Here is a 13,701-nt window from a genome sequence, read left to right as displayed (position 1 = left end):
ATTGAAGCCTCGCCGCTATAAGGACCAACTCTAAAGAGTTTCCAAACACCACGAGTGATTAATATTACGCCATCGAAAGTATCAACAACTTTCTGAAGGCTCGTTAGTAAGAGCGCAAATTATACCTTAAAAAATGGATTATTCAAGGGGCAATTATTGGTTATAATAAGTAACCGTTACGGATTTAAGATGTGTATTTCGAGAAAATTTTAATCCTTTTAGCTAATTATTTAAATTTTTATTTAACCCATTATGAAATTTGTTCGTGTTGCTTTAGCTGTACCATTAATGCGTCTATTTGATTATATTTTACCTGAGGGAATGAACCCCGTGGTAGGCGGGCGTGTACAAGTTTCATTTGGAACGCAAAAACGTATTGCGATTGTGGTGGAATTAGTGGATCAAACCGATATTCCAGCAGAACAATTAAAACCTATTCTAGCGGTTTTAGATGAAGAACCTTTATTTAATCAGGCGTTATGGCGATTATTATGCTGGGGAGCAAAATATTATCAATTTTCTTTAGGCGATGTACTATTCTCTGCACTTCCAGCTAAGTTACGCACAGGCGAAAGTGCGGTAGAAAAAGCAAAAATTTTTTGGAAAATAACCGCACTTGGAGAAAGCGCACTAATAACAGATCAATTAAAACGAGCTAAAAAGCAGTTTGAGGCACTGTTAGCGTTAAGCAAAATGCCACAAGAAAAAGCTAATAATATGTTTTCACCAGGCGTCTGGTCTCAATTGAAAGCAAAACATTTCATTCAAGAAGTGATTCAGCCTGTGCAGTCAATTTCATGGCAACAGAAATTGAATAATGAATCTATCGCTAGAGCACAACAACGGCTTACCTTAAATAAATCGCAAGCATTAGCGTTGAGCCAATTGTTATTTCAAGATGGCTTTGTCGCCTGGTTACTTGATGGGGTTACAGGTTCGGGAAAAACAGAAATTTATTTGCAGTATATAGAAGAAATTCTTAAACAAAATAAACAAGTTTTAGTGCTGGTGCCTGAAATTAGTTTAACACCACAAACGGCGCAACGCTTTCAAGCTCGTTTTAATGTACTTATTGATGTACTCCATTCTAATTTAAATGATACGCAGCGCTTACAAGTTTGGCAGCGGGCAAGAACGGGGCAAAGTGCCATTGTTATTGGTACACGTTCAGCATTATTCACGCAATTTTTCAATCTTGGTTTAATTGTGATTGATGAAGAGCATGATAATTCATTTAAGCAACAGGATGGCGGTTGGCGTTATCATGCTCGAGATTTAGCTATAGTTTATGCAAAACAACTTAATATTCCAATTTTATTGGGATCTGCAACCCCTAGTTTAGAAAGCTTAAATAATGTCAAAAAAGGCAAATTCAAACATATTGTGTTGTCTAATCGAGCGGGAAACAGTCCTGTCTTAAAACATGAAGTAATTGATTTAAAACATCAACTTGTGCATAACGGTTTATCGGATGCTTTATTACGTAAAATGACCGTTCATTTAAAAAAAGGTAATCAGGTAATGTTGTTTTTGAATCGCCGCGGTTTTGCACCTGTGATGTTATGTCATGAATGTGGTTGGATTGCCACTTGCCAGCAATGTGATAAACCTTATACGTACCATCAAAATCATCGTGTTCTAAAATGTCATCATTGTGAGATACAAAAGCCTGTTCCTATGCAATGTCCTGAATGTGGCTCAACGCATTTAGTGACTACAGGTATTGGTACAGAGCAACTTGAAGAGGTACTAAAGGAAAGATTTCCTCAATATAAAATTACACGTATTGATCGTGATAGTACTAGCCGTAAAGGTGCATTAGAAAATCATTTAGACAATATTCGTCAAGGAAAAAGCCAAATTTTAATTGGAACACAGATTTTAGCTAAAGGGCATCATTTCCCTGATGTCACACTGGTCGCGATAGTGAATGTTGATAGTGCATTATTTTCATTAGATTTTCGAGCGGAAGAACGTTTAGCTCAATTATATATACAAGTTGCAGGGCGTTCGGGACGTTCTGAAAAACAAGGGGAAGTGGTTTTACAAACCCATTACCCCGAACATCCATTATTACAGTGCTTACTCAATCAAGGTTATTCAGCTTTTGCTGATTCTACATTGAATTTACGTTATCAAATGGGATTACCGCCTTTTAGTGGACAGGCATTATTTCGAGCACAAAGTAAGAAGAGTGAAGAGGCAGAACAAATCTTGCAATCTATTGCAAATTATTTTCATCAATGGAAGCAACGCCAGCATGTTCCAGATCTACAAATATTAGGCCCGATATCTGCGCCATTTAGCAAAAAGGCAGGACGTTTTCGTTGGCAGTTGTTATTACAACATACTTCTAAATCTATTCTACAAAAGGCTTTGTCAGAATTTAATTTAGAATTAGAAAATGATATTAAATCTTCCCAAGTAAGGTGGATTTTAGATGTCGATCCACAAGATATGAGTTAAATATCTAGTCAGCAGCTAGTTTTTTGAGTAGAATTAATTTCATTTTTCAGAATAATTCAAATTTTATTATTTATTGGGCTTTTGAATAAGAGATATTTATTGTGGCACAACGTGATTATGCTGCTCGTAATAGCAGAAAGAAAAAATCAAAAGGTATCAATGCTGGTTTATTAACTGCAATTGCAGCGTTAGTTGTGATTGCTTTTGTTGCAACCCTTTATTTTATTAAAAATTCGGGTTCATCAGTAACACCTGAAACTATTAATCCTACCACCAATGCAGCCAAAGAAGCACCTAAAAGTCAGCTTCCAAGCCGCCCTGAAGAAGTATGGTCTTATATTCAGCAACTGGAAAGTCGAACTGTTCCTACTGATGTTGTGCAAACAGAAAAAACGTTACAGTTGAGTGATAAACAAAAAGAAGAACTGAGAAAATTGGCGGAACGTGAAAAACAGGCTGAGTTAGAGAAAGCTAAACGTGCTGAAGAGGCTAGCAAAAACACAGAAACTCAGTCTGTTGATGCTCAAACTATAGCATCTAAAGATAGTCAAACATCTACACAGCCTGCGCCCGTGACTGATGCTACAACAGCTACAGCCGCACCTGTAAAAGATGAAGCGACCTTAAAAGCAGAGCAACAAGCTATCGCTGAAAAACGTAAAAAAGAAGAAGAGCGTAAGAAAGCTGAAGCAGCTCAGAAAGCAGAACAAGCCAAAGCTGATGCAGCTAAAAAAGCGGTAACAACGGAAACTGCAAAACCTGCTACAGGCAAATTTGGTTTGCAATGTGGCGCATTTAAAAATAAAGCTCAAGCCGAAAGTTTACAGGCTCGTTTGGCAATGTCAGGTTTAAATGCACGGGTTAATTCAAGTGCAGATTGGAATCGGGTAGTGATTGGACCTGTAGGGGATAGAGCTGATGCAGTCAATGCCCAAAAACAAGCGAGTGCAATCACAAACTGTGTGATTATTGGTATGTAGTCTTAGCCTATCTTATTACAAGCTATTTTTATCTAAAGTGCGGTCAATATTTTTTAAATATCGACCGCACTTTTTCTTGCTAAATGGCTAAAAATCATTAAAATGAACGAACGTTCATTCATTCCATAAGCTATAGCTTTATCTATGAATGTTGTGTCTTAAGCTTAACTTTTGAAATTAATTATTATGCGTCAATCTGAAACAGATATGGCTGAGCAAATTTTTAAAGCTACAGAGCATTTGATGGCAAGGGAAGGGTTACATAACCTATCTATGCATAAAATTGCTAAGGAAGCGAAAATTTCTGCGGGGACAATTTATCTTTATTTTAAAAGTAAGGAAGAATTGTTATCACAATTTGCTTGGCGAGTGTTTTCTCTTTTTGATAAAGCACTGAAAAAGGATTTTGATGAAACTGAGGATTATTTCAAACAATATCAAAAAATGTGGCGGAATATTTGGACATTCTTACAAACAGATCCTGATGTGATTGTAAATATGCAACAATATCAGTCTTTGTCAGGTTTTTTAGAAATTTGTACGAAGATGGAGCACGAAAGTCTCTGGACAAGGTTTTGTCAAAAAGCTCAACAAGCAGAAGTGTTATGTAATTTACCTGTGGGGATTTTATTTGCACTTAGTTTAGAAAGTGCGATTAAATTAGCAGTTAAACAATTCTATTTTAAAGAAACATTTTCTGAGGATATTTTATCCATGACCATTGAAAGAACTTGGCGTTCTATTCAAAAATAGTTTTATAAATTCGACTTTTTACGGAGTTTTTTTATGACGGATAGTCAAAATAGCAAACCAAAACGCTCACATTCTTTCTTTCTGAAAGTCGGGTTAGCGGTGATTATTTTAGTGTTTGCATTAGTGATTGGTTTAAATAAATTTAAGGACATTATGATTAGCAAAGCGATTGCTAACATGCCTGAAAAAGCAAACCCAGTAACAGTATTAAAGGTAAGTCCATCAGAATGGACTCCAGTGATTGAAACCACAGGTTTAATTAGACCAAATCAAGGTTCAATGTTGAGTTCACAAGCATCAGGTACGATTAAACGTATTTATGTGAAATCAGGTCAAGTCGTGAAAAAAGGCGATGTATTAGTTGAATTAGATAATTCAGTTGAAGAAGCTACGTTAAAAGCTTCTGAAGCACAGTTACCTTCAGCACGATTAACCTATCAACGTTATGCAAATTTAATTAAATCTCAAAGTGTATCTCAAACTGAATTAGATTCAGCAAAAGCCACTTATGATCAATTAATGGCAAATATTAATTCATTAAAAGCATCCATTGATCGTCGTAAAATTGTGGCACCGTTTGATGGCGTAACAGGGATCGTCCAAGTCAATGAAGGGCAATATATTCAAGCCTCTACTCAAATTGTACGGGTTGAAGATATCAGTTCAATGAAAGTGGATTTTTCAATTTCACAAAATCAATTAGAGAAACTTCATATTGGTCAAAAAGTAACGGCAACTTCAGATGCTCGTACTGGAGAAACCTTTGCTGCAAAAGTCACGGCTATTGAGCCCGCAGTAAATAAATCAACGGGGTTAATTGATGTTCAAGCAACCTTTGATGCAACTGATGCACAAAAATTATTGTCTGGTATGTTTGTGCGTTTACGTTTAGCGTTGCCGACTGAAACTAATCAAATTGTCATTCCTCAAGTTTCTATTACTTATAATATGTATGGGGAATTAGCTTATGTGTTACAACCTCTTTCAGAAGAAGATAAAGCTAAATTCCAAGATAATGAAAATCTGAGCAAAATGTATCGTGTAAAACAAATCACGGTATTCACTAAGGATCGTCAGGGTATCTATTCACAATTAAAAGGTGATGATATTAAAGTGGGTGATATTGTGGTCACAGGTGGACAACAACGTTTAAGTAACGGAAGTTTAGTTCAAATTTCAGATAAAGAGGGTGTGGGTACCGCACAACCTGCTGAAAAAACTAACCTTTAATTTCAGCCAAGGATTTATTGAATGAAATTTACAGATATATTTATTCGACGCCCTGTTATGGCAATGGCAATTAGTATGCTGATCATTATTCTTGGTTTGCAAGCCATTTCTAAATTAACAGTACGTGAATATCCAGAAATGACAACAACGGTGATTACAGTGAGTACCACCTATCCTGGTGCTGATGCTGGATTAATTCAAGCTTTCGTTACCTCTAAATTAGAAGAAGCGATCGCTCAAGCTGACAATATTGATTATTTATCATCAACCAGCTCTCCAAGTTCATCTCGTATTACTGTTAAAATGAAATTAAATACAGACCCAAGTGCAGCACTTGCGGATGTATTATCAAAAGTGAACTCCGTTCGTTCTGAACTTCCTTCTGATATTGAAGATCCTGTGTTGACTTCATCTACGGGTGGTTCGGGGATTATGTATATCAGCTTTACATCGGATAAGTTAGATTCTAGTCAAGTCACAGATTATATTGAGCGTGTAGTAAAACCTCAGCTATTTACTGTGCAAGGTGTGGCTAAAGTGCAAATCTATGGTGCGGCTGAATATGCTATGCGTGTTTGGTTAGATCCACAAAAATTAGCAGCTCAAAATCTTTCCGCACCTCAAGTAATGAGTGCATTATCAAGTAATAATGTACAAACTGCGGCGGGGAGTGATAAAGGCTATTTTAATATTTATCGTAATAAGGTTGAAACCACTACCACAACAGTGGAAGATCTAAGTAAATTAATTGTTTATTCTGAAGGCGATAAATTAGTTCGTTTACGTGATGTGGCGGATGTTGAATTAAATAAAGAAAGTGACAATACTCGTGCTGCAGCAAATGGTGCCGATGCCGTAGTATTAGCCATTGAACCTACCTCAACAGCAAATCCATTAACCGTTGCTGATGATATTCGTCCTTTATATGATACGATCGTAAAAAACTTACCGAATAGTATTCAATCTTCCATTCTTTATGACCGTACTATTGCAATTAACAGTTCAATTAATGATGTAATACATACTATCGTAGAAGCGGTGTTGATCGTATTAGTCGTTATTATGTGTTTTATCGGTTCATTACGTGCGATTTTCATTCCTGTGATCACGATTCCAATTTCATTAATTGGGGTTATTTTCATGTTGCAAATGTTTGGCTTTTCAATCAATTTAATGACCTTGCTAGCCTTGATTCTTGCGATTGGTTTGGTGGTAGATGATGCGATTGTGGTATTGGAAAACGTTGATCGTCATATTAAAGAAGGAGAAACACCTTTCCGAGCAGCCATTATTGGTACCCGTGAAATTGCTGTACCAGTAATTTCAATGACTATTGCCTTAGTTGCGGTATATTCGCCAATGGCATTAATGAATGGTATTACAGGGACTTTATTTAAGGAGTTTGCTCTCACTTTAGCGGGTGCGGTATTTATTTCGGGAATTGTGGCACTTACCCTTTCTCCAATGATGTCGAGTAAAATTTTAAAACATGAAAGTTCTAAATTTGAAGAAAGAGTGAACCGTACATTAACCCGTATGACAGAAATTTACACTTATTTGCTAACCCTTATTATGCAAACACGTAAATTAATGCTCATATTTGCGGTGATTATTTTTGCAACATTACCTGTTTTATTTACTAATCTTTCCAGTGAGTTAACGCCTGCAGAAGATAAAGGTGGTTTTTTAGGTATTGCAACTGCGCAATCAAATGTTAACGTAGATTATGTTCAACAAGCAACAAAACAATATGAAGCAATTTTAGATGGAATACCAGAAAAACAATATTCTCAAGTCATTGCAGGTGCACCAAATACCAATCAAGCTTTGATTATTTCAACTTTGAAAGATTGGTCACAACGTAGTCGGACACAGGCTGAGGTAATGGCTGAATTAACAGCTAAAGCCGCTACAATTCCAGAAATCTCGGTCTCCGCTTTCTCATTTCCTGAAGTCGAAACTGGTGAACAAGGTCCTCCTGTGGTATTTGTCTTAAGTTCTCCAGGTAGTACTAAAGATTTGGCTGAAGTGGCAGGAACATTCTTACAAAAAATTAAGCAGTCAGGAATGTTTGTTTATTCAAACTTGACCTTAAAATATGATACGCCACAAATGCGTATTAAAGTTGATAAAGAAAAAGCGGGTACTTATGGTATCACTATGCAACAAATAAGCCGTACTTTGGGTAGTTATTTATCTGAAGCTACTATTACTCGGGTGGATATTGACGGACGTGCTTATAAAATTATTTCGCAAGTGAAACGTGAAAATCGTTTATCACCAGAAAGTTTGAAAAATTATTATATTTCGGCAAGTAATGGTGAAAGTGTACCATTAAGTAGCTTATTAACTGTCACCCTTGAACCTCAACCCTATTTATTACCTCGTTTTAGTCAGTTGAATAGTGCTGAAATTCAATTGGTACCTTCACCGACTTCTACAACAGGTGATGCGATTAAATGGTTACAACAAGCAGCTAAAGAATTACCTGCTGGATATAGTTATGATTGGAAAGGTGAAGCTCGCCAACTTGTACAAGAGGGTAACTCATTAGCGATAACATTCGTATTAGCAGTTATTATTATTTTCTTAGTATTAGCTATTCAATTTGAATCTCTTCGAGATCCATTGGTAATCATGGTATCTGTGCCTTTAGCCATTTCAGGTGCTTTGTTAGTATTAAATTTATTGGGCCTCTTACGTATTCCTGGAGTAACATTAAATATTTACTCAGAAGTGGGTTTGATTACGCTAGTGGGCTTGATCACTAAACACGGTATTTTGATGTGTGAAGTCGCAAAAGAAGAACAGCTTAAGCACGGTAAAAATCGTATTGATGCAATTATGGCAGCAGCACAAATTCGTTTACGTCCAATCTTGATGACTACAGCAGCGATGATTGCAGGCTTGATTCCATTACTTTATGCATCTGGCGCAGGCGCAGTAATGCGTTTTAGTATGGGGGTGGTGATTGTAGCAGGGCTTGCAATTGGTACTTTATTTACCTTATTTGTGTTACCTGTAATTTATTCATTTATTGCAAGTGAACACAAGCCATTGCCAGAATTTTATGAGGAACAGTCAGTAGCAACTACAGATTCTACTCACTAACCTTAAATAAAATTTCTAAATTTTTAACCGCACATTTGATTTATCGATCAAAGTGCGGTTATTTTTTAGAAAATTTTAGTTAATCATTGAAATTCTATTATTTCTCCTCATATTTACTAAGAAATAATTTTTTAGAGAGATGGCTATGTCAAAAATTTTGCTGATTCCCCTTACTGCTTTGATCTTTATTTATCTTGAATTGTCACTTTTAATAAGTATTAGTTCAGCAATAGGGACTTTAGGTACTATTTTCTTATTATTTCTTTCTGGTTTTATTGGTATTGCTATGTTGAGATCCAGAGGAATTTTTACTCTGTTGAATTTACGTAAACAAATAAATCAAGGAGAAATTCCTCTACGCACGTTAACATTATCTCTAGTGTGGATGATTGCGGCGATTTTATTTATTATCCCAGGTGTTCTTACGGATCTAATCGCTTTATGTTTATTATTTCCACCTATACAGCGCTGGTTAGGTAAATTGATTATAGGTAAATTTAATTTAATCAACTTGGGTTTTAATTATCAATCTGCGGGGAAAGGTTTCCAGCAACAATTTTATGGAGATAAAGAACAGCGTAGTGAAATTTTTGAAGCAGAATATGAAAAACAAACTGATGAAGAAAGATGGCTAAAATAATTTTTATTTTACCCTTGAAAGGGTAAAAAAATGCCCCATATCCAATTTACATTTTAAATCAATCTAACATTTACTAAAGAGGTAATTTGAATGAATATTCGTCCATTACATGATCGTGTGATCATTAAACGTGAAGAAGTTGAAACCCTTTCTGCAGGCGGTATTGTATTAACAGGTACGGCTGCCACAAAATCAACTCGTGCAAAAGTATTGGCGGTAGGCAAAGGTCGTATTCTTGAAAATGGTAGCGTGCAACCATTAGATGTAAAAGTAGGTGATACTGTGATTTTCAATGATGGTTACGGCGTAAAAGTAGAAAAAATTGATGGTGAAGAAGTATTAATTATTTCTGAAAACGATATTTTAGCAATTGTAGAATAATTATCACTAAAACTAATTGATAGAAGCGTATAAGTACGCTCACGGAATAAGAAGGAAAATAAAATGGCAGCAAAAGATGTTAAATTTGGCAATGATGCACGCATTAAAATGCTTACCGGTGTGAATGTATTAGCAGATGCAGTAAAAGTAACCTTAGGACCTAAAGGCCGTAATGTAATTTTAGACAAATCATTTGGTGCTCCAACTATCACTAAAGATGGTGTCTCTGTTGCACGTGAAATCGAATTAGAAGATAAATTCGAAAATATGGGTGCACAAATGGTGAAAGAAGTTGCATCAAAAGCAAATGATGCCGCTGGTGATGGTACAACAACGGCGACTGTACTTGCACAAGCTATTGTTAATGAAGGTTTGAAAGCTGTTGCAGCAGGTATGAATCCAATGGATCTCAAACGTGGGATTGATAAAGCCGTAGCTTCTGTAGTTGAAGAATTAAAAGCGCTTTCTAAACCTTGTGAAACATCAAAAGAAATTGAACAAGTCGGTACAATTTCTGCTAATGCTGATGAAACTGTGGGTAAATTAATTGCCCAAGCAATGGAAAAAGTTGGTAAAGAAGGGGTTATTACCGTGGAAGACGGTTCTGGTCTTTCAGATGAATTAGATGTAGTTGAAGGTATGCAATTCGACCGTGGCTATTTATCACCTTACTTTATCAATAAACCAGAAGCTGCAACAGTTGAATTAGATAATCCATTTATTTTATTAGTGGATAAAAAAATCTCTAATATTCGTGAACTTCTTCCTGTATTAGAAGGTGTGGCTAAAGCAGGTAAACCTTTATTGATCATCGCTGAAGATGTAGAAGGTGAAGCATTAGCAACTTTAGTGGTGAATACAATGCGTGGTATTGTTAAAGTGGCAGCAGTTAAAGCGCCTGGTTTTGGTGATCGTCGTAAAGCCATGTTACAAGATATCGCAATTCTCACTGCGGGTACTGTAATTTCTGAAGAAATCGGTATGGAATTAGAAAAAGCGACTTTAGAAGATTTAGGTCAAGCTAAACGTGTTGTTATCAATAAAGATAATACAACTATCATTGATGGTATTGGTGATGAAGCCCAAATTAAAGGTCGTGTGGCACAAATTCGTCAACAAATTGAAGAGTCTACTTCTGATTATGATAAAGAAAAATTACAAGAGCGTGTTGCTAAACTCGCTGGCGGTGTTGCTGTAATCAAAGTTGGTGCAGCTACTGAAGTAGAAATGAAAGAGAAGAAAGATCGTGTTGATGATGCATTACATGCAACTCGTGCAGCTGTAGAAGAAGGTGTTGTTGCTGGTGGTGGTGTTGCTTTAGTTCGTGCAGCTGGTAAAGTGGCTAAAACACTAAGTGGTGATAATGAAGACCAAAATGTAGGTATCAAACTAGCATTAAGAGCAATGGAATCACCACTTCGTCAAATTGTTGCTAATGCTGGCGAAGAAGCTTCTGTTGTGGCAAGTGCGGTTAAAAATGGTGAAGGTAACTTTGGTTATAACGCAGGTACTGAACAATATGGCGATATGATCGAAATGGGTATTTTAGATCCAACTAAAGTTACTCGTTCTGCATTGCAATTTGCTGCATCTATTGCGGGATTAATGATTACTACTGAATGTATGGTAACAGATTTACCTAAAGAAGATAAAGCAGATTTAGGTGCCGCTGGAATGGGAGGCATGGGCGGAATGGGTGGAATGATGTAATCATCCATTAAGGCTAAAATATTTAAAAACACTCAGTCTTTAGATTGAGTGTTTTTTTATGCAAAGTGCGGTAGCGTTCCATAAAATTTTAGATAAAAAGAAAGGGCATAATTTTTTAATTCGCCCTTATTGATGAGAGTAAAGTATTATTTTGCTACTTTAATTGCGCTAAAGATATAGCCTAAGAATGTTCCACTGATTGCAAAAACTAACCATTCTAAAGAATGTGCTTTAAGTGGAAGGTATTGCACAAAAGGTAAATCTGCAACAGAACAAAATGCAATAATGGAAACAAATAAAATTGCCATGCGGAAGGCTAAGTTAGGTAATCGAATAAATAGATTGACCAATAATAATAACATCACAGTCATTGCAATAGGATAAAGTACTAATAATACTGGGATGGATTTACTAATAACTGTGTTTAGACCTTGATTGGCGATAATAAAGCCAATTAGTGTAAATACTATCACATAGGTTTTATATGCAATTTTATGATAAATTTCATTGAAGTATTCACTAACAGCAACGATTAGCCCAATTGCTGTTGTTAAACAAGCTAAAGAAACAATCAGCCCTAACACCGAACGACCAAATTCACCAAAGGCTTGTGTGGTAATTGCATTTAGAATATAAGTTCCAATATCTTGTTGGTTGGCATTCAGTTGATTTAAGGTTTCTTGTGAAATAGGTAGATGATGACCAATCCAGCCAATGGCTAAATAAATTGCACCTAATGAAATGGCTGCGATAATGCCTGCTGAAATGGTCTGCTTAATTAATGCTTTTCCTTCAGATACACCTTTTGATTTAATCGCTGCAATAACGATAACTGAGAAGGCAATTGCTGCTAAGGCATCCATGGTTAGGTAGCCGTTAATAAAGCCTTCAAAGAAACCTTTGTGATTAGAAATTTCAGAAATATTGACCGCACTTTCAGCAATATCGGTACCACCTAATAAGAATACTGCACGGATCACTAACACTAAAATGCTTAGTAATAAAATAGGTGTCAAGATTGCACCGATGCGTTCAACCATCTTTGATGGATTAATGGAAAACCAAATGGCTAAAGAAAAATAAATGAACGTAAAGATAAATAGAGATAAACTATCACTGGTCCCAATGAAAGGTAAAATCGCCATTTCATAAGCTGTAGCCGCTGTTCTTGGAATAGCAAAGAATGGACCAATACTTAAATAGATTGCCACTAGAAAGAGGATAGAAAACCAAGGGTGAACTCGATTTAAGGCATTTTTATATCCACCTTCATAAAATGCACTCACAATAATTCCTAAAAGAGGAAAACCGACACCACTGAGAATAAAACCAAGCATAGCAGGAAAAAATGTGACTCCACTTTCCAAACCTAGTTTAGGTGGAAAAATCAAATTACCTGCACCAAAAAAAATCGCGAACAGCATAAAGCCGACAATAAAAGTGTTTTTGTTCATATTAATTAAGATCTAAATTTCAAAGTAAGTCTCTGCTAAAGTGCGAGAGATAAGGGTTAAAAATAAGTTATTTTTTTAAGATGTCTTCATTTTTAGTATGGTTCCATTTCCCCATTTTCTTATCCATATATTGGAAATACTCATTACTAAATGTACCTTGTGCGCAAGTGATTTTATCACGACGTGCATTAACATCTTTTCCTTCAAGCGCTTGATTTAAGGTGGTTGGCCCAGTTAGTGAAAAAACCCCCCCATCAATGCGACGTTGTTCAATATTTTCAATGATAATATCTAAAGTGTCTTTTAAAAATTGATTTCCTTTTTCACTAGCTAAGAAGAAGTTTGTATATTTATCACGACGAGTAATTAATACTTCAGAATCATCGGAATCAATTATCGCAGATAAACACCATACTAAATGTCCATCAATATCAATATATACACCACCTTCAGTATAGAGTGTAAAGATACGCCAGAAATCAGCTTGTGCAGCTCCATCAGTTAATTGTTGATAAGCATTAAAAGTGCGTTGATCAGCATGAGTTTTAATATATTCTTCACGAGCTTCAGTGCTGACATAATGATAATCATAACTCCAAGAGAGTGCACGGTTAACTAAGTAATTACAATAAATTGGTAGGGTAACTTTGTTGCTATAGTTAGTCTGCCAAATAGTTTTATTAATTTTAGTCACTTGATTAGATTGACGAAATGCAGGGCTATATTCAGGAATGGTAAAGCGCTTTTTCGGAAATATAGCATGGAATGGATAACTTAATATTTTTACAATATTACCTAATAGACGTAATAAGCCATTAGATAAAACAATAAGTTTCTCATATTTAACAGGTTTATTCATTGGATCACCATTGATAATAAAATTTTATGTACTTTACCATTTATCCAACAATAATTAAATTGTTCTTAATAAATTAAGAAGTAAAACCTAATGAAATTCAATGAAGTAAGAAAAGAA

The 13,701-nt window shown here is 35.7% G+C and carries 10 protein-coding genes; 8 read left to right on the top strand and 2 right to left on the bottom strand.

What is annotated here, in order from left to right:
- The first annotated feature begins 252 nt into the window (after positions 1–252).
- The 8 genes from priA to groL all read left to right on the top strand — a co-directional run bounded on the left by priA (position 253) and on the right by groL (position 11,271).
- A complete protein-coding gene (priA, locus tag HMPREF1052_RS00220) occupies positions 253–2,466 on the top strand; it encodes a primosomal protein N' (RefSeq protein ID WP_005758566.1) in 2,214 nt (737 codons plus the stop codon).
- Positions 2,467–2,567: 101 nt separating this feature from the next.
- Positions 2,568–3,446 (top strand): cell division protein FtsN, encoded by an 879-nt coding sequence (gene ftsN / locus HMPREF1052_RS00215; RefSeq protein WP_005758433.1) that lies wholly within the window; start codon positions 2,568–2,570, stop codon positions 3,444–3,446.
- Positions 3,447–3,632: 186 nt separating this feature from the next.
- On the top strand, positions 3,633–4,199 hold the full coding sequence (locus HMPREF1052_RS00210) for a TetR/AcrR family transcriptional regulator (RefSeq protein WP_005758351.1): 567 nt from the start codon (positions 3,633–3,635) through the stop codon (positions 4,197–4,199).
- A 33-nt stretch (positions 4,200–4,232) separates the two neighbouring features.
- Positions 4,233–5,429, top strand: coding sequence for an efflux RND transporter periplasmic adaptor subunit (locus HMPREF1052_RS00205; RefSeq protein ID WP_005758494.1), 1,197 nt, complete (start codon positions 4,233–4,235; stop codon positions 5,427–5,429).
- Positions 5,430–5,450: 21 nt separating this feature from the next.
- A complete protein-coding gene (gene acrB / locus HMPREF1052_RS00200; protein ID WP_005758436.1) occupies positions 5,451–8,540 on the top strand; it encodes a multidrug efflux RND transporter permease subunit AcrB in 3,090 nt (1,029 codons plus the stop codon).
- Between the two features lie 145 nt (positions 8,541–8,685).
- Positions 8,686–9,180 carry an FxsA family protein gene (locus HMPREF1052_RS00195; RefSeq protein ID WP_005758599.1) on the top strand — a complete coding sequence of 165 codons (495 nt, stop codon included), beginning with the start codon at positions 8,686–8,688 and terminating at the stop codon, positions 9,178–9,180.
- A 90-nt stretch (positions 9,181–9,270) separates the two neighbouring features.
- Positions 9,271–9,561, top strand: coding sequence for a co-chaperone GroES (locus HMPREF1052_RS00190; RefSeq protein ID WP_005758569.1), 291 nt, complete (start codon positions 9,271–9,273; stop codon positions 9,559–9,561).
- A gap of 63 nt (positions 9,562–9,624) precedes the next feature.
- Complete coding sequence (gene groL / locus HMPREF1052_RS00185; RefSeq protein ID WP_005758410.1) at positions 9,625–11,271, top strand: chaperonin GroEL; 1,647 nt, start codon at positions 9,625–9,627, stop codon at positions 11,269–11,271.
- A 146-nt stretch (positions 11,272–11,417) separates the two neighbouring features.
- Here groL and brnQ read toward each other — a convergent pair whose 3' ends face one another.
- Both brnQ and HMPREF1052_RS00175 read right to left on the bottom strand, forming a co-directional pair.
- Positions 11,418–12,725, bottom strand: a complete 1,308-nt coding sequence (gene brnQ / locus HMPREF1052_RS00180; RefSeq protein ID WP_005758539.1) for a branched-chain amino acid transport system II carrier protein — start codon at positions 12,723–12,725, stop codon at positions 11,418–11,420.
- A gap of 67 nt (positions 12,726–12,792) precedes the next feature.
- Complete coding sequence (locus HMPREF1052_RS00175; RefSeq protein ID WP_005758360.1) at positions 12,793–13,584, bottom strand: glycosyltransferase family 32 protein; 792 nt, start codon at positions 13,582–13,584, stop codon at positions 12,793–12,795.
- Between the last annotated feature and the right edge of the window lie 117 nt (positions 13,585–13,701).

Origin of the sequence: Pasteurella bettyae CCUG 2042, from assembly GCF_000262245.1 — a bacterium.
Lineage (GTDB): Bacteria > Pseudomonadota > Gammaproteobacteria > Enterobacterales > Pasteurellaceae > Basfia > Basfia bettyae.
This window is presented reverse-complemented; position numbering and strand designations above follow the sequence as displayed.

What these genes read in the sequence shown, in the direction of transcription:
- priA (WP_005758566.1), top strand. Translation starts at nt 253, where the DNA reads ATGAAATTTGTTCGTGTTGCTTTAGCTGTACCATTAATGCGTCTATTT.
- HMPREF1052_RS00210 (WP_005758351.1), top strand. Translation starts at nt 3,633, where the DNA reads ATGCGTCAATCTGAAACAGATATGGCTGAGCAAATTTTTAAAGCTACA.
- HMPREF1052_RS00205 (WP_005758494.1), top strand. Translation starts at nt 4,233, where the DNA reads ATGACGGATAGTCAAAATAGCAAACCAAAACGCTCACATTCTTTCTTT.
- acrB (WP_005758436.1), top strand. Translation starts at nt 5,451, where the DNA reads ATGAAATTTACAGATATATTTATTCGACGCCCTGTTATGGCAATGGCA.
- HMPREF1052_RS00195 (WP_005758599.1), top strand. Translation starts at nt 8,686, where the DNA reads ATGTCAAAAATTTTGCTGATTCCCCTTACTGCTTTGATCTTTATTTAT.
- HMPREF1052_RS00190 (WP_005758569.1), top strand. Translation starts at nt 9,271, where the DNA reads ATGAATATTCGTCCATTACATGATCGTGTGATCATTAAACGTGAAGAA.
- groL (WP_005758410.1), top strand. Translation starts at nt 9,625, where the DNA reads ATGGCAGCAAAAGATGTTAAATTTGGCAATGATGCACGCATTAAAATG.
- brnQ (WP_005758539.1), bottom strand. Translation starts at nt 12,725, where the DNA reads ATGAACAAAAACACTTTTATTGTCGGCTTTATGCTGTTCGCGATTTTT.
- HMPREF1052_RS00175 (WP_005758360.1), bottom strand. Translation starts at nt 13,584, where the DNA reads ATGAATAAACCTGTTAAATATGAGAAACTTATTGTTTTATCTAATGGC.